Here is a 16021-nt window from a genome sequence, read left to right as displayed (position 1 = left end):
GGCGCACCGCCGATGCGGTGCGCCCCCTCCACTCGGTGGCCGGTCGGTCAGCCGGTCTCCGTCAGGCCGACCGCGTGGCCCTCCGCGTCCCAGCGGACCTCCAGCACGCGGACCACGGCCGCGCGGTCGAGCGGTCCGAAGACGTGCGGGAACAGCGTGCCCTCGGCGATCCCGGGCGGCGGGGCGGGGTCGGCGGCCTCCCACTCGCACCTCGCGGTGAGCCGCTCCACGTCGAGGACCAGCGCCAGCAGCGGCCGGGGAGCGCTCCGGTAGAAGGCGTCGACGACGGCGAGCGTGGTCGCCTCGTCAGGTGAACAGTGGACGAACCCCTCCTGTGCGAGAGAGGCGGGCGCGTAGGGCCGGTCTTCCCGTTCCGCCCAGTCGGCGAGCGGTACGACGTGATAAATCATCATCGGATCATCATCAGGCCGGTCGGCCGCGAGGATGCCCGCATGGTGGGCCGCATGGTTGCGCGGATGGTTGGCTCCCTGCTCCACGGGCCCCTCCTCCGTTCCTGTGCTACCGTGATAAAAGTGGCAGTTTCGGTTACCAGAGGCTTGTGAGTGCTCTTCGACCATCCGTCGACGAGCACTCTTTTTGTTTCCGGGGCTTTTCTGATCCTGCGACGCCGGTTCCGCAAGGTGCGGACACCGGGCACTGCCCCAAGGGAGATTCAATATGGCATCTGGCACCGTGAAGTGGTTCAACGCGGAAAAGGGCTTCGGCTTCATCGAGCAGGAGGGTGGCGGCCCGGACGTCTTCGCCCACTACTCCAACATCGCCACCCAGGGCTTCCGCGAGCTTCAGGAAGGCCAGAAGGTGACCTTCGACGTCACGCAGGGCCAGAAGGGCCCGCAGGCCGAGAACATCGTTCCCGCCTGAACCGCCTGACGTCCACGAGACGCTGAGATCCGCGCGCTTTTCACGCGGATCCCGTGGCCGGGGCCCGTACTCCTGAGTACGGGCCCCGGCTCATGGCTTTTTGCCCTTTCGAGGAAGGTTCCGAATGAACCGCAACAGCTCCGTCCGCTCCCGTTCGGACAGGCGCCAGGGCGCCCCCGCCCGTTCGGCCAAGCCAGGGCGGAGCGGACGCGGGAGTCGTCCCGCCGCGTCCGGCGGTGAATTCGCGCTGCCCGTCACCCTCACCCCGGGGCTGCCGGCCGTCGAGGCGTTCACCGAGCTCGACATGCCCGCGCCCCTGCTGGCCGCCCTCACCGCCGAAGGCGTGACCACCCCCTTCCCCATCCAGGCCGCGACGCTGCCGAACTCGCTGGCCGGCCGGGACGTCCTGGGCCGTGGCCGCACCGGCTCCGGCAAGACCCTCGCCTTCGGCCTCGCGATGCTGGCCCGTACGGCGGGACAGCGCGCCGAACCCCGGCAGCCGCTGGCCCTGGTCCTCGTCCCCACCCGGGAACTGGCCCAGCAGGTCAACGACGCCCTCTCGCCCTACGCCCGCGCGCTGCGGCTGCGGATCGCCACGGTCGTCGGCGGACTGTCGATCGGCCGGCAGGCGAGCGCCCTGCGCGGCGGCGCCGAGGTCGTCGTGGCCACGCCCGGCCGCCTCAAGGACCTGATCGACCGCGGCGACTGCCGGCTGGACCGGGTCGAGATCACCGTCCTCGACGAGGCCGACCAGATGGCCGACATGGGCTTCATGCCGCAGGTGACGCAGCTGCTCGACCAGGTGCGTCCCGACGGCCAGCGCATGCTGTTCTCGGCGACGCTGGACCGTAACGTCGACCGGCTGGTGCGCAACTACCTGCACGACCCCGTCGTCCACTCGGTCGACCCGTCCGCGGGCGCGGTCACCACGATGGAGCACCACCTGCTGCACGTGGAGGACGAGGACAAGCACGCCACGACCACGGAGATCGCCGCCCGCGACGGGCGCGTGATCATGTTCCTGGACACCAAGCACGCGGCGGACCGGCTGGCGAAGAAGCTGCTGGCCGTCGGGGTGCGCGCCGCGTCCCTGCACGGCGGCAAGTCGCAGAACCAGCGCACCCGCACCCTGGCCCAGTTCAAGGACGGGCATGTCACGGTGCTGGTGGCGACCAACGTCGCGGCCCGCGGCATCCACGTCGACAACCTCGACCTCGTCGTGAACGTCGACCCGCCGGCCGACCACAAGGACTACCTCCACCGGGGCGGCCGTACGGCCCGCGCCGGCGAGTCCGGCACGGTCGTCACGCTCGTGCTGCCCAGCCAGCGCCGGGAGATGACGCGGCTGATGGCGGACGCCGGCATCACCCCGCAGACCACCCGGGTCCGCTCGGGCGGCGCCGAGCTCAGCCGGATCACCGGTGCGCAGGCCCCGTCGGGAGTGCCCGTCGTCCTGGCCCCGCCGGCCCCGACCGAGAGCCGTCCCGCACGCGGCGGCTCAGGACGTGGCGGCGGCGAGCGCAACGGCTCCGCCCCACGCGCCCGCCGCGGCCGTCCGGCCGCCTCCTCCGGCTCCGCCTCCGGCCAGGGCCGCCGCCGAACCCCCGCCAAGGGCAACGGCACGACCGGCAGCCGCTGACACCCCGCTCACACGCCGGCGCGCCGGTCGCGGACATGACCCAAGTCACCGTCCGACGACCGCCGCGCACACCCCCGCCCGACGCAGCCGTCCCGCCGCCGGGCAGGGCCGCCGCAGGACCCCCGCCAAGGGCAACGGCACGACCGGCGCCGCTGAGGCCGGCTCACGCGCCGGTGGTCTCCGCCAGCGTGTGGGCCACCAGGGCGTTGGCGTGACCGTGGCCCAGGCCGTGCTCGGTCTTCAGCCAGGAGACGAGCTCCATGTGCCGGGTCAGCGGCGAGGCGCGGATCAGCGTCTCCCACTCGTCGATCGGGCGGCCGTACTTCTTCTCGATCGACGGGAAGTAACTGGCGGGGCCCTTCACGGGTTCGGTCATCTCGGTTGTCCCCTTTGGTCTCGGCCGTCGGCCGCCTTCGGTTTCCGATGGCTTCCGTCGGTTTCCGATGGCTTCCGTCGGCTTCCTTTGGCTTTCTGACCGGCCGAGGGGAGGGAACTGATCGGTCGCAGACGTGATCTGCGTCACCCGCCGACGACCGCCGCGCACACGCCTCCGTCGACGAGGACGTCGATGCCGTTCAGGAAGCTCGCGTCGTCCGACAGGATGAAGGCGGCCACCGCGGCGACCTCCTCCGGACGGCCGGTGCGGCCGAGGGGGGTCGCCTCGACGAGCTTGCGCATCGACTCCTCGTGCTCGGCCGCCTCCTGACGGCCCTGCGGGGTGTCGATGATGCCCGGGGCGAGCGAGCACACCCGGCCGCCGACCGCCCCCAGCCGGACCGCCTCCCGGCGGGCGAAGCGGGCCACGCCGTGCTTGGCCCACGGGTAGGCGAGGGCGGAGTCCTCTAGGGCCGGGCCGATCGCCTCCCGGATCCGGTCGAGGAACCCGGCCCGCAGCGGGTCCTCCAGCAGTTCGACGACGTCCGGGTCGGGGTCGACGCCGGCGAGCAGCGGGGCCATCGACGAGAAGTACACGTGCGCCGTCCCGGCGGTGGCCAGCGGGCGCAGCGCCTCGGCGAGGAGCGCGGTCCCGATCAGGTCGACCTCGAAGATGCGCCGCCAGTCGGCCATGGTCGGCGAGATGCCCGCGGCGTGGACGACCGCGCGGAGCGTGCCGAGCTCCTCGACCCGGTCGGCGAGCCGGGCCAGTCCGGCGCGGTCGGTGACGTCGAGGGCGACGGGCTGGGCGACGGCCCGGGCGGTGGAGGCGTTGAGGTCGTCGGCGACCGCCGTCACGCCGTCCTCGTCCAGGTCGACGAGCAGCAGCACGTCGACCCGGTCGGCCATCCGTCGCGCGCAGGCCTCCCCCATCCCGCGCCCGGCGCCGGTGACGATGCCGACGGCGCGTGCGCCACGGCCTGCGGGGCTTGCAGTCGTCATGAAGTACTCCCATGTCTCGCGTGTCCCGCATGTCTCGCGTGTCCCGTGCGGGAAGGCGCCTCCCACGGTAGCAGCTACTTGCCTAAGTCAAGCAAGGTTCCCGTCTCCCTGCCTCCCTGCCTCCCTGCCTCACCCGCCGTTCGCGACGTAGACGGCGTACGGCAGCAGGATCAGCGGGAGGGTCAGCAGCCGGGGCCGCAGCGAGCGGCCCGTGTGCAGGGGGCGCAGGACGTCGAAGAGGAGGAGCAGCAGGGCGACGAGCACGCCGAAGAAGACGAGCATGATCAGGACCATGCCGCTGTCCTCGATCTGGTCGTAGGTGCAGTCGTCCATGCCGCGGACGCCGATGTCCTCGTACTGGCAGTGCCCGTGTGCGAGGTACCAGCGCGCGCAGAGCAGGACGACGGCCGTCGGGAACCCGATCAGGAAGTGCACCAGGAACGACGGCAGGTAACCGCGCACGGTGCCGAGTACGGTGCTCATCCGGCCACTGCACCAGCAGGGTGATCATCCGGCTGTGACGGAGGCCACACCTACGGTCACAGGCCTGTCACACCTGACTCAGTAGGTTGATTCGCATGAGGATCCACCGGACCAGCGTCTTCGTCGACGACCAGGAAACGGCCCTGCGCTTCTACACCGAGGTGCTCGGCTTCGTGAAGAAGCACGACGTCCCGCTCGGCGAGGACCGGTGGCTGACCGTCGTCTCGCCGGAGGACCCCGACGGCACCGAACTGCTGCTGGAGCCCTCCCGCCATCCCGTGGTGAAGGCCTACAAGGAGGGGCTCGCCAAGGACGGCATCCCGCTCGCCGCCTTCGCCGTGGACGACGTGCCCGCGGAGTTCGCCCGGCTGAGCAAACTCGGCGTGCGGTTCGCCCAGGAGCCGGTGGAGACCGGCCCGGTCACCACCGCGGTGCTGGACGACACCTGCGGCAACCTCATCCAGCTCCTCGGCCGCGGCTGACCGCGACCCGGCGCGCCGGTCGGGTCCGTCCCGGGTCCGTCCCGGATCGGTCCCGGGTCAGTCCTTGCCCAGCGACGCCCCCAGCTCCGCCCGTCGTCGGATTCCCAGCTTGCGGTAGGTGCTGGTCAGATGGGTCTCCACCGTGCGGCGGGCCACATGCAGCAGTTCCGCTATCTCCGTGTTGGTACGGCCCGCCGCCGCGAGTTCCGCTATCCGGCGTTCGCTGCCGGTGAGGGACCCGGAGCCGGTGTGGTGGGGGGTGGTGCGGCGGGCCCCGGCCGTGCGCAGGACCTGGTCGGCGTGGGTCAACAGCCGGACGTTGCCCAGGCGTTCGGCGCGTTCGGCGCCCTCGCGCAGATACTCGCGGCCCCGGCTGCGTTCACCGGCGTCGATCAGCTGACGGCCGTGCGCGAGCAGCGAGGCCACCAACTCGGCCTCGGCCGGGGAGTCCCGCAGCACGGCCACCGCCTCCTCGCCCAGCTCCAGCCCCCGCCGCCCACGGGTCGCCCGGCCCAGGACGCGCAGCGCCCGTCCCTTGGTGCGCGGGGTGTCCCACACCTGGGCCAGCCGGAGTTCCTCGGTCGCCAGGGCCAGCGCCTCCTGCGGGTTGCCCAGCTCCAGCCGGCACTCCGCGGCCGCCGTCCGCCACGGGGTGACGACCGGGCTCAGGACCGCGCGCGCGGACTGCCGACGGCCGCACTCCAGGAAGTCGTGCAGGGCGCCGGCGATGTCCCCCTCGGTGAACCGCAGCACGCCCCGCGCGTAGAGGAAGCGGTTGAGTTCCCAGGAGTCGGGGGTGTCGCGCAGGTCGAAGCGGTCGGCGAGGCGTCGCGCCTCCGCCGTGCGGCCCGTCTCGACCAGCGCGAGCAGGGCGTGCCCGTCGACGTTGGCGGGGCCGCTGCCCGTGTGCCGCGCCCGCGCCCCGGGGTACGCGAGGAGCAGGGTCCCGTACGCGCCCCGCGCCGCCGCGATGTCCCACTCGGTGTCCATCAGCGCCCGTTCCATCGGGTGCAGGAGCGACGGACGCTGACCGGCCAGGCCACGCTCCACCAGGCGTTCCGCCTCGTCGAGTTCGTCGGCCCACTGGGCCACCGCCGCGGCCGTGCCCAGCAGGAACGGCTCGGCGAGGGAGTCGGCGGGCTCCGCCAGCAGGGTGCGCATCCGGCGCATCGCCTCCCCGGCCGCGATGTCCCCCGCGGTCGCCGCGTAGCGGACCAGCAGCGCCCGGCCGGACGCGCCCACCAGCTCCGGGGTGCGTTCGGCGGTGTCGGTGAGCCAGCGGTAGGCCTCCCGGCGGACGGCCTGGTCCTGGTCGGACAGGAGCGCGGACGCGGTCTGCAGAGTGCGGGCCAGTTCGGGGTGGCCGGCCAGCCGGGCCTCCAGCCGGCGCAGCGCCTCCACCGCCGTGCGGACCTCGCCGCGGCCCGCGAGCGCGGTGCCCAGGGCGATGGCGGTGCGGACCTGGTCACGGGGTTCGGCCGGCAGATCGAGCGCCTCGGCGAGCCGCGGAATGCCGGCCGGGGCGTCGGTGCACGCGTACTCCAGGGAGCCGAGCTCGGTCAGGAGACGCTGGCGCAGATCGTCCGGCAGCGGTTCCTGGAGGGCCCGGCGCAGATAGCGGACGGCGTCGCCGTGCCGGCCGTCCCGGACGGCGACGGTGGCGGCGTCGCGCAGCACGCGCAGCGCCCAGGGCAGCCCGGCGGCAGCGCTGCCCAGCAACTGCCGGGCCACCGCGTCGACATGGTCGCCCCGGCGCAGCATCGCCTGGGCCACCGCCCGGTGCGCGTCCTGGCGGCGGGCGGTGGACCAGCCGCCGAGCACGGCATCGCGCAGGAGCGGATGGGCGTAGCGGGGGCGGCCGGCGCGGTCGGGGCGCAGCACGCCGAGCCGCGTCATCGCGGTGAACCAGCCGGAGACGCGGGCGGGGTCGGCGCCGGACGCCTCGGCGACGAGGGCGGCGAGACCGTCGACGGCGGCAGAGGCGCCTGCGGCGTCACAAGCGGCGGCGGTGTGCGTGCCGTCGGTCGCGTCAGCCGCATCGGTCGTGTCGGCTGTATCGGTCGCGTCGGCTGTATCGGCGGCGCCTGTTGCGTCTGCGGTGACTGTTGCGTCTGCGGTGTCTGCGGTGGCCGTGGTCTCGGGGGACGTCGGGGGTTCGAGGGGGGTTTCCAGAGCGGCGAGTGTCCGGGCCACCTCCGCGGTCGTCGCTCCCGCGCTGTCCAGCCACCAGGACACGGCCGCCGGGTAGGAACCCGGGTACAGCGCGGCGCACGTCCGCGGGACGACCGTCGGCCGTGGGGCGCCGTCGAGGTCGTCGAGGAGGGCGTGCAGAAGCAGCGGGCTGCCGGCGCTCGCGCGCACGCAGTCCGCGGTGGCCCGGTCGGAGGCCGTCGGGAGGGCGGCCCGGACCAGGTCGGCCGAGGCGTCGTCGGTGAGGGGGGCGAGGGTGTGGGTGCGGACCAGGGACGGGGAGAGGGCGTGGGTGAGACCGGCGGGGCGCGGGTCGATGTCGTACTGACTGCGCTCGGTGGCCACCAGCAGTACCGGTAATCGGTCGATACGGCGGGCCGCCTCCACGAACCAGCGGCGCGAGGCCTCGTCGGCGAGGTGGACGTCGTCCACGGCGACCATGAGCGGCGCTTCGTCCGCGTACGAGCGCAGCAGCCGCCACAGCCGGGCGGCGCTGCCGCGGTCCTCGCCGCTCGGCGAGAAGTCGGCGAACTCCGGTACGGGGCCGAGGAGATGGAGGACCGCGGAGAACGGCAGCTCGGTGTCGTCGGGGGAGCAGCGGGCGCGCAGAACGCGCAGCCCGAGGCGGGTCGCGTGCACGGCGGCCGCCTCCAGCACGGCGGACCGGCCGGTGCCGGTGGCCCCGCGCAGCAGGACGAGGCGGCCGGCTCCGGCCCGCGCCCGCTCGGCCTCCGCGGCGAGCAGCGCGCTTGCGTCCTCACGTTCCCGCAACGGTCCGGTCATCCCAGTTTCCTGCTTTCGCGGTCGGGTACATCGGACATCTGGTCGGGCATGTACAGGTAGAGGCCGTACTGTTCGGCACCGGTCCGCACGGTCGTTGTGGCGAGGCTCACGAATGCGCCGTCCGTGGCGATCTTTGTGCCTCTGACTTGCAAAAATGTGCGCGAATTGTGGTGTCCGAGGGCTTGCTCTCGTGGTCCGCCTCGTGGTGCTCCACGATTGCGCGAGCCCCAGGAGTCGCAGAAGTGTGGACCGTACCCACCCGTCACGGCTCCCCGCCGGACGGCGGGCCCGTGAACATGGGGGAAACGGTTGCTCAGCACAGCTCGGACACCAGAGACCAGCGCCGCAGGCAAGGCAGCGATTGCAGGCACAGCAGGCAAGGCAGGAACAGCAAGAACGGCAGGCACCGCAGGCACCGCAGGCACGACAGGCAAGGCGGGAACGGCAGGCAAGGCGGGCGTCACGGCGACCGGCGCGGCCACGGCGGGCGGATCCGCCGCGGGCGGCTCGCTCGGCGCGCGGCGGCGGGTTCCCGTGGCCGTCCAGGCGCCGGACCCGATCTCCCGCGAGGGCGCGCTCAGCCAGTTGCGCGGGCGTCCGGAGATCGAGGTCCGTGACGAACTCTCCGCCGCCGCAGGCACGGTGGCGCTGCTGATCGAGGACACCCTCGACGAAGCGGCGCTGACCCGGCTGCGGCGGATCGTGCGCAGCGAGGGGGCGCAGGCGGTCCTCGTCGTGGGCACGATCCGCGAGACCGAGCTGCTGGACGTCATCGAGTGCGGGGTCGGGGCCATCGTCTGGCGTCGCGAGGCGACCGCGCACCGGCTGGTGCAGGCGGTGCTCGCCGCCCACCGAGGCGACGGCGACCTGCCCTCCGACCTGCTCGGCCGGCTGATCAGCCAGGTGGGCACACTGCATCGCGGTGCGGCGGGCAGGCCCGGCGCCCCCTCCCTGGGTCTCACACCGAGGGAGGTGGACGTGCTGCGGCTGGTGGCCGAGGGCCTGGACACCGGAGAGATCGCCAGCAAGCTGTCCTACTCCGAACGAACCGTCAAGAACGTCATGCACGGGCTCACGACGCGGTTGCATCTGCGCAACCGGGCGCACGCGGTGGCATATGCCCTCCGGGAAGGCTACATCTGACCGAACGGGCAATCGAAGGAGGACACGCGGGCAGAGTGCGCTGCCCGTCCGGAGGTCCCGCGGCACGTGCGGAAACCGGCCCGCGAAGGGCATGATCCGCGAGGGGCCCTTGTTGCAGGGCGACCGAGGCGATTGAGGAGCACGACGGTGATCCACGAGGTGGACGAGGTCCTCAAAAGCATGCTCGAAGGCGGCGCGCTCGCCGGTTCCGGCATCGACATCTCCTTCGAGGCCCCCACCCGCGACTGGGCCGCCCGCCGCAACGCCCCGGTGATCAACACCTACTTGTACGACATCCGCGAGGACGTGTCCCGGCGGCAGCGCGGCCAGATGGCGGTGCGCGACGACCGTGACGTCGTCGTCAAGCGCCGTCAACCTCCGCGCTGGTTCCGGCTGTCGTATCTGGTGACCGCCTGGACCCGGACCCCGCAGGACGAACACCGGCTGCTGTCCGCCGTGTTGGCGACGCTGCTGCCCCGCGAGATGCTCTCGGCCGACGAACTTCCCGGCTCCCTCGGTGCGTTGGGCCTCGCGGTGCCGGTGACCGTGGCCGGCATCCAGACCGAGTCCCGTTCCCTCGCCGAGATCTGGTCCGCCCTGGGCGGCGAGCTCAAGCCCTCCCTGGACCTGGTGGTGACGGCGCCCTTCCCGGCGTACCCCGAGTACGACGCCGGGCCGCCGGTCACCGAGGGCGCGGCGGTCCGGCTGCGCGGCATCGACGGCGACCCGCCGCAGTCCGGCGAGCGCGCCCACCGCCCGCACCAGGTGGCCGCGGCGCGCGCCGCCCGCGAGGCCGCCGCCCGGCCGCCGAGCAAGCCGTGACCGACACGTACACCTACACCGGGGAATCCGCCGCCGTCACCGAGGCGGCGGGACTGCTCACCCGCCTCGCCGCGCTGCGCGAGCGGGTCGCCGCCCTCGTCGACGCCCGCGCCGCCGCCGACCCGACGGCCGCCGACCCGCTGCGCGGCCTGTACCTGTCCGAGGACGCGGTCCGCCACCTGCTGTCCGGCGGCCCCCGGCCGCCCGCCGGCGACCTCACCCCCGCCCTCGACCCGCCCGACACCCTCTTCACCCTGGCGGCGCGGCTGCGCCTGACCGAGTTCGACGCCGCGATCCTCCTGATCGCCCTCGCGCCCGATCTCGACCGCTCCTTCGAGCCGCTGTACGGCTATCTCAACGACGACGTGAGCAGACGGCGGGCCACCGTGGGGCTGGCCCTCGACCTGTGCGGAGCGCCCGCCCACCTGGCCGCCGCCCGCGCCCGCTTCCACGCCTCGGCGCCGCTGCGCGCCTACGGCCTGCTGGAGCTGGAGGAGCCCGAACGGCCGTTCCTCTCCCGCCTGTTGCGCGTCCCGGACCGGCTGCTCGCCCACCTCCTCGGCGACGACACCCCGGACGCGGCCCTGCACGGCCTCCTCCACGAACTCCCCCCGCCGCTGCCCGCCGCCGACGACGACTTCGTCGACCGCCTGGCGCACCGCCTGGCGCACCGGCTGGCGCACCGGCTGGCGCATGGGCCGACGCACCGACGGCGGGACGACGGCCCGCTCACCGTCTATCTGCGCGAGCACCGCGAGGGCGACGGCCTGGCCGCGATCGCCTCGGCGCTCGGCGCCGCCGGCCTCGACGCGCTGCGCTTCACCGGCCCCGAGGACCGCGTCCCCGACCTGCTGCGCGAGGCGCGCCTCACCGGCCGGGCGGTGGTCCTGTCCGGCCTGCCGGACAAACCGGGCCCGCTGGTCGGCGCGTTGACCGACGCCCCGGACGTCACCGTCCTCCTCACGGACCCGCGCCCCTACGACCCGCACTGGTCCACCCACGACCCGCTGGTCCTGGACGCGCCGCGGCGCAGGACGGGCGGGACGGCGGCCTGGGCCGCAGCCCTCGGCGACGCGGAACCGGGCTTCGACCTGGCCACCACCGTCGCGCCCTACCGCCTCGGCGGCGAGCGGATCGCGCGGGCCGCGCACGCCGCCGCCGCGCTGGCCGCCTTCGAGGGCGGGCCGCTCACCGCCGACCACATCCGGCTGGCCGCCCGCCAGCAGTCGGCGTCCGGCCTGGAACAGCACGCGCGGCGGATCCGTCCCGACGTCGGCTGGACGGACCTGGTCCTGCCCGAGCGCCCGCTGGCCCAACTGCACGAACTCGCCCTGCGCGCCCGGCACCGCGACCGCGTCCTGGGCGACTGGCGGCTGAGCGCGGGCGGCGGCCGCGGCCGGGGGGTGCTCGGCCTGTTCGCGGGCGAGTCCGGCACCGGCAAGACCCTCTCCGCCGAGGTCGTGGCCGCCGAACTCGGCCTGGACCTCTACGTCGTCCAGCTCTCCTCGATCGTCGACAAGTACGTCGGCGAGACCGAGAAGAACCTGGAGCGCATCTTCACCGAGGCCGACCGCACCGACGCCGTGCTGCTCTTCGACGAGGCCGACGCGGTGTTCGGGAAGCGGTCCGAGGTCAAGGACGCGCACGACAAGTACGCCAACATGGAGAGCGCCTACCTGCTCCAGCGCCTGGAGTCCTTCGACGGCATCGCGCTGCTCACCACCAACCTGCGCGCCAACATCGACGAGGCGTTCACCCGGCGCCTGGACCTGGTCGTCGACTTCCCGTTCCCCGACCCCGGCCAACGGCTCGCCCTGTGGCGGCACGGCCTGTCCCACGTCCCGTGCGCCGCCGACGTCGACCCCACCCCGCTGGCCAAGGACTTCGAACTCGCCGGCGGCTCGATCCGCAGCGCAGTCGTGACGGCCGCCTACCTGGCCGCCGGCCGCGACGAACCGGTCTCCGACGCCGACCTCCTGGAAGGCGCCCGCCGCGAATACCGCAAGGCAGGCCGCCTGGTCCCGGGCGAGGCCAACTGGTAGCTCCGGCGGGTCCGCACGCGCAGGCTCAGAGCGCTTTCTGACCATCCATCAGCATCCGCGGTGTGCCTCAGGTCACACCATAAGGGCGTTATATCGACTGCCGGCCCGGTGTCTTGATGCTGAGTCACGAACCGATGTCGTGACCTTAATTGATGGATCCAGGAGAGAGTGAGCAGCGATGAAACTGAGGAGAATGGCCCAAGCAGCAGTCGTCGCCGTGGGGGTTGCCGCCGCCAGCCTGAGCCTGCCTACCGCCGCCATGGCTGATGTGTACTGCGGTGCCGTCTGCACCGACATGGAATTGGGGTGGAACAACAAGTCGCAGGTCGACAACAACTACAATGGTGGCAATGGCTCAACGAGCTGGGTCTGGGTCTACAGCGAGAGCGCGGCTTGGGTCCAATACTATCTGCAGGACGACGGGCAGCGATATGAGCTGAAGTCCACGAACCACACTGCGAATCACCAGGTCCTGTACAGGAATGTCACTGCGTTCCGCACATGCATCCACCTGGGAACTACCGTGTACTCCTGCACAAACTGGCATCACCCGGCTTACTAGCCTCGATTCCGCAGAAAGGGTCCGTCAGCTTGCTGACGGACCCTTTCTGCTCGTTGAGGGCGGAGCTTTGCCGGGTCTTCGCCCCAGCGCGGACCACGGCCATGTGGGTGCGTGATCGCCTCGACGGACCGTGGGACGACGGGAAGGCTCTGGGACCCGTCCCGCGCGGGCCCCTGCGGGCAAACGCGGGACGGGCGTTCCTGGGCGCGACCCTGACCCTGCGGTCGCCGTGGGGCCCCGCAACGCCGGGGCGGCGGCATGCGTCAGCGGTGGTCGCGGCGCACGGCGTCGACGCAGCTGCGGTGGATGGGGCCGGGGCGGCCGTTGCCGCGTGTGGGGCCGACCCGCGCGTGCGGCATGGCGTCGGCGGCCGTCTCGATCGTCTGGTCGCAGACGAGGCAACTCCAGAACCCGGTGAGCGCGTCGTGGTGGGCGCGCAGCGCCAGGACGGAGCGGGCGAGCCGCTTCACGCGCTCCACTTCACCGCGCAGTCCGGGCTGCTCTGCCAGGCGCAGCCGTCGACGGGCCTCGCCGATACCGGCCCGGGCGACCATGGCCGGCACGTCGTCCCTGCCACGGCTCGCGGCCAGCTGCTCGACCTGCGGGATCAGGACTTCGAGGAAGTCCCGGAAGTCGTCGCCGAAAAGCTTCACCGTCTGGTGACGCGGCAGAGTCTCCTGCCCGAGGAACCAACTGGCCGCGGCCGGCATCGAGGGCCTGGTCAGCGGCGGCACCCCGCCGTCACGGACCACGGTGGAGACCCTGATCGTCGTCCCGGGGCCCCGTGGGCCTTCCGGGGGCGGAGCTGTACCGTTCGTCATGTCGACGCTCCTACGTAGCGTTGGCCAGCCCCCGGGCCGTTCGCGCGGCTGCGGGGGTCTCGTCTGCTAGCAGAGTGCCGACATGGAAGGGTCGGAACTATCAGAACCCACTGATAGCCCTGACCATTGCTTGACCTGGCGTCACATACCGAGCCAGGAACCGAAGTTGTGGAACGTCTCAGGCATCCTGCGCTTCGCCGCCTCCAGGCCCGCGTACGTCTCCCGTACCGTCGGGTGATACCGCGTCTGCTGTGGGGCCAGCTTGCGCGCCGCGAGCAAGCTCTTGAAGGCGGCCTCGGTGCCTCCCGTCCACATCTGCGCCCGGGCGACCTCGGCGTGGTGATGAGAGAGCCGGGACGGCGGCCAGTCGTCCGGGATGGCAATGGTCTCCGCCTGGTGAACGGCCTCCGCATACAGATCCAGTTCCGCGAGGACGCTCACCCGGTGGACGCCCACGTTGGTGGGTCCGAACGACAGCCAGTGCACCTTCTCGGCCGGCCCGGTCCGCTCCGCGATGCGGGCCGCTTCGCCCAGGTGGCCTTCCGCCGTCGCCTTGTCCTTGTCACGCCCCGCCAGAACGGCGGCCCCGAGGTGCATCTGCCCGGTGACGACGTCCAGCGCGCGCCCGGACTCGGCCTGTTCCAGAGCCGACATGCCCAAGCCGATCAGGCGCTTGCCCGTCTTGTAGTCGCTCGCCCGCAGGTACGCCAGCGCGCGCAGGTACTGCCGCATCCCGCCGAGCACCGGGTCGGACGCCCGCTGCGCAGCCCAGTCCATCCGGTCGAGCGCGACCGTGCACAGGTCGGGGAAGCCCAGCTTCGTCGTCACGTCGTAGGCGGTCCGGTAGACGCTCGCCAGCAGCTGCCAGTTCCGGTCGGCCGGGGCGGCGTACGCCGCGGTCGTCGCCTCGGAGATCAAGCCGGGCAGGTCCGCAGCGACCTGCTTGATGTGCGTGGCGCGGACCAGGGCGCACAGTTTGTCCGCGTGCGCCTCCAGCTCGTCCACCGAGCGCGGCCTCACGTCCGGGTCTGCGCCGAGGTCGTAGAGGTTCAGGGCCTCCCGAATCGGGTTGATCAGCCCGTCGAGCTGGTCTGCGCGCAGCTCATCGAGGTACGGCTGTCCGTTGAGTTCGGCGACCGGAACCGACAGGGCGCGCGCGAGCGCTCCTATGACCGAGGGGCTCGGAGGCAAGACGCCCTGCTCCACCTTTGTCAGGGTGCTGTACGAGACGTTCGACAGGTCCGCGAGTTCTCTTTGCGTCAGCCGACGGACCTTGCGCATGTGCTTGATGCGTGCGCCTGCGTGTTCTGCACTGGAGGAGGGCATGCTGGCTCCGTTCTGAACTCGACACTCAGAACGGTACCCCGCAGCCGCAGTCCGAGGGCCTGCGGCTACTTCGCCGTCCACTTCTGGTTGGAGGTGCCTGAGCAGGTCCAGAGTTGGAGTTTTGTGCCGTTGGCTGTGCCCTTGTCCTTGGCGTCGATGCATTTGTCGGCCTGGGGGTTGACCAGGTCGCCGGCCTGGCTCAGCACCCACTGCTGGGCGGGGTTGCCGCTGCAGTTGGCGACCTGGATGACCGCGCCGTCGTCGCGTGAGCCCCAGGCGACGTCCATGCACAGGCCGAGCGAGCGGATCGTGCCGTCGCTCTTGAAGACCCACTTCTGGTTCGCGGACCCGGCGCAGTCCCACAGCTGCAGCGGGGTGCCGTCCTTGCCCTTGCCGTTCTGGGCGTTGGTGATGTCGATGCAGCGCTTCGAGCCCGTGCCGATGATGATCGCGCCGGGCACCACGACCGGCGGCTTCGAGGCGGTCGTACCGCCCCCGGCGCTGCTCCCGCTGCCGCTCCCGCTGCCACTGCCGCCGCCGCTGCCCGACCCCGAGCCGCCGCCGGAGGCCGAACCGCCGCTGCCGTTGTCCGCGGCCGGCGCGGAGGGCGTCTGCACGGGCAGCGGGTCGGCGGAGGCGTCCACCCTCGGCGCGGACGGCGCGGAGACGGAGGGGCTGGGCAGCGCCGTCGCGCCGGCCTCCTCGGTCTTCGGCTGGGCCAGCGACCGCACCTGCGGCTTGTACGTCAGCCAGATCATCACGAACGCGATCGCTATCGCCAGACTCAGGCTCAGCGCCGTCGCCAACCAGCGGGGGAGGAAGCCGCGTTGGACGAACGTGCCGTCCACGGACAGCGGGACCGCGCCCGAGCGCTGCACGTTCAGCGCGTACGGGCGCTGCTCCTTCGAGCCGAACCAGATGATCTGGCGCGGGCGGAGAGTCGTGTCGACGAACACCGCCCGCCCGGGCTCGATCTGCACGCTGCCCGGGCTGAACTCGTAGCCGAGGTGGTCGCCCATGTCGGCGCCCGCGACGGACGCCGTCACGCGCGTGTTGCCGAGGTTGTCGATGGCGAGGCGCGGACGGCCCCGGAAACGTCCCTTCACCGTCGGCGGCACCAGCTCGGCCCGCACCTCGGTGAACGGCGTGATCGTCAGGTTCCCCTCGGGAACCGTCACCGCCTCCGGATGCTCCGTCGGCGTGATGCGCACCGCGTACGGGTTGGGGCCCGCCGTCGCGTCCGAAGTGCGCGGCGGGAAGAACGTCAGCTCGACCGTCCCCGTCGTACCCGGGTACAGGCGGAGCGTCTGCGGCTCCACCGTCGTCCAGGGCGCCACACTCCCGACCGGTTCGAAGCGGTACTCGTCGACGACGTCACCGGTGTTGCGCACCCGCAGCCGTACGGTCGTACTGCTGCCGGGGTCCACGGTCGCCGCGGCCGGTTCCAGAGAAGTCCACAGAGTCACCTG

Annotated in this window: 15 protein-coding genes; 7 read left to right on the top strand and 8 right to left on the bottom strand. The window is 72.4% G+C overall.

The features are described 5' to 3' along the window. Positions 1–47: 47 nt before the first annotated feature. A complete protein-coding gene (locus tag ACWCPF_RS27205) occupies positions 48–410 on the bottom strand; it encodes a DUF952 domain-containing protein (RefSeq protein ID WP_451047722.1) in 363 nt (120 codons plus the stop codon). 268 nt (positions 411–678) lie between these two features. Here ACWCPF_RS27205 and ACWCPF_RS27200 point away from each other — a divergent pair, with 268 nt between their 5' ends. Next, complete coding sequence (locus ACWCPF_RS27200) at positions 679–882, top strand: cold-shock protein (RefSeq protein ID WP_031482971.1); 204 nt, start codon at positions 679–681, stop codon at positions 880–882. A gap of 124 nt (positions 883–1006) precedes the next feature. Further along, complete coding sequence (locus tag ACWCPF_RS27195; RefSeq protein WP_451047716.1) at positions 1007–2521, top strand: DEAD/DEAH box helicase; 1515 nt, start codon at positions 1007–1009, stop codon at positions 2519–2521. Between the two features lie 163 nt (positions 2522–2684). On the opposite strand, the gene ACWCPF_RS27190 is transcribed toward ACWCPF_RS27195, so the two are convergent. From ACWCPF_RS27190 to ACWCPF_RS27180, 3 genes are all read right to left on the bottom strand, one after another. Continuing rightward, positions 2685–2897 carry a DUF4287 domain-containing protein gene (locus ACWCPF_RS27190; RefSeq protein ID WP_451047715.1) on the bottom strand — a complete coding sequence of 71 codons (213 nt, stop codon included), beginning with the start codon at positions 2895–2897 and terminating at the stop codon, positions 2685–2687. A 143-nt stretch (positions 2898–3040) separates the two neighbouring features. Further along, positions 3041–3898, bottom strand: coding sequence for an SDR family oxidoreductase (locus ACWCPF_RS27185; RefSeq protein WP_451047714.1), 858 nt, complete (start codon positions 3896–3898; stop codon positions 3041–3043). 129 nt (positions 3899–4027) lie between these two features. Continuing rightward, a complete protein-coding gene (locus ACWCPF_RS27180) occupies positions 4028–4381 on the bottom strand; it encodes a hypothetical protein (RefSeq protein WP_451047713.1) in 354 nt (117 codons plus the stop codon). 95 nt (positions 4382–4476) lie between these two features. Between ACWCPF_RS27180 and ACWCPF_RS27175 the strand changes: the two genes are divergently transcribed. After that, complete coding sequence (locus tag ACWCPF_RS27175) at positions 4477–4863, top strand: VOC family protein (protein ID WP_451047712.1); 387 nt, start codon at positions 4477–4479, stop codon at positions 4861–4863. Positions 4864–4920: 57 nt separating this feature from the next. On the opposite strand, the gene ACWCPF_RS27170 is transcribed toward ACWCPF_RS27175, so the two are convergent. Beyond that, complete coding sequence (locus ACWCPF_RS27170) at positions 4921–7836, bottom strand: AAA family ATPase (protein ID WP_451047711.1); 2916 nt, start codon at positions 7834–7836, stop codon at positions 4921–4923. Positions 7837–8370: 534 nt separating this feature from the next. Here ACWCPF_RS27170 and ACWCPF_RS27165 point away from each other — a divergent pair. The 4 genes from ACWCPF_RS27165 to ACWCPF_RS27150 all read left to right on the top strand — a co-directional run bounded on the left by ACWCPF_RS27165 (position 8371) and on the right by ACWCPF_RS27150 (position 12405). Continuing rightward, positions 8371–8979 carry a helix-turn-helix transcriptional regulator gene (locus ACWCPF_RS27165; RefSeq protein ID WP_451047710.1) on the top strand — a complete coding sequence of 203 codons (609 nt, stop codon included), beginning with the start codon at positions 8371–8373 and terminating at the stop codon, positions 8977–8979. 147 nt (positions 8980–9126) lie between these two features. Continuing rightward, the gene (locus ACWCPF_RS27160) at positions 9127–9801 is read left to right on the top strand and encodes a DUF4255 domain-containing protein (protein ID WP_451047709.1); all 675 of its coding nucleotides are present in this window, start codon (positions 9127–9129) and stop codon (positions 9799–9801) included. After that, positions 9798–11843, top strand: coding sequence for an ATP-binding protein (locus ACWCPF_RS27155; protein WP_451047708.1), 2046 nt, complete (start codon positions 9798–9800; stop codon positions 11841–11843). Before ACWCPF_RS27160 ends, ACWCPF_RS27155 begins: the two co-directional genes overlap by 4 nt. Before the next feature lie 193 nt (positions 11844–12036). Then, positions 12037–12405: a hypothetical protein gene (locus ACWCPF_RS27150; protein WP_451047707.1), complete on the top strand. Its 369-nt coding sequence runs from the start codon at positions 12037–12039 to the stop codon at positions 12403–12405. Between the two features lie 263 nt (positions 12406–12668). Here the strand turns inward: ACWCPF_RS27150 and ACWCPF_RS27145 are convergent, their stop codons facing one another. From ACWCPF_RS27145 to ACWCPF_RS27135, 3 genes are all read right to left on the bottom strand, one after another. Next, a complete protein-coding gene (locus tag ACWCPF_RS27145) occupies positions 12669–13226 on the bottom strand; it encodes a DUF6415 family natural product biosynthesis protein (RefSeq protein WP_451047706.1) in 558 nt (185 codons plus the stop codon). A 141-nt stretch (positions 13227–13367) separates the two neighbouring features. After that, positions 13368–14552 (bottom strand): helix-turn-helix domain-containing protein, encoded by a 1185-nt coding sequence (locus tag ACWCPF_RS27140; protein WP_451047705.1) that lies wholly within the window; start codon positions 14550–14552, stop codon positions 13368–13370. A 65-nt stretch (positions 14553–14617) separates the two neighbouring features. Then, a complete protein-coding gene (locus tag ACWCPF_RS27135) occupies positions 14618–16018 on the bottom strand; it encodes a ricin-type beta-trefoil lectin domain protein (RefSeq protein ID WP_451047704.1) in 1401 nt (466 codons plus the stop codon). Between the last annotated feature and the right edge of the window lie 3 nt (positions 16019–16021).

The sequence above is a fragment of the Streptomyces sp. NPDC001858 genome (assembly GCF_053594615.1).
Note: the sequence above shows the minus strand (reverse complement) of the source record. Positions and strands in the feature narration are given on the sequence as shown.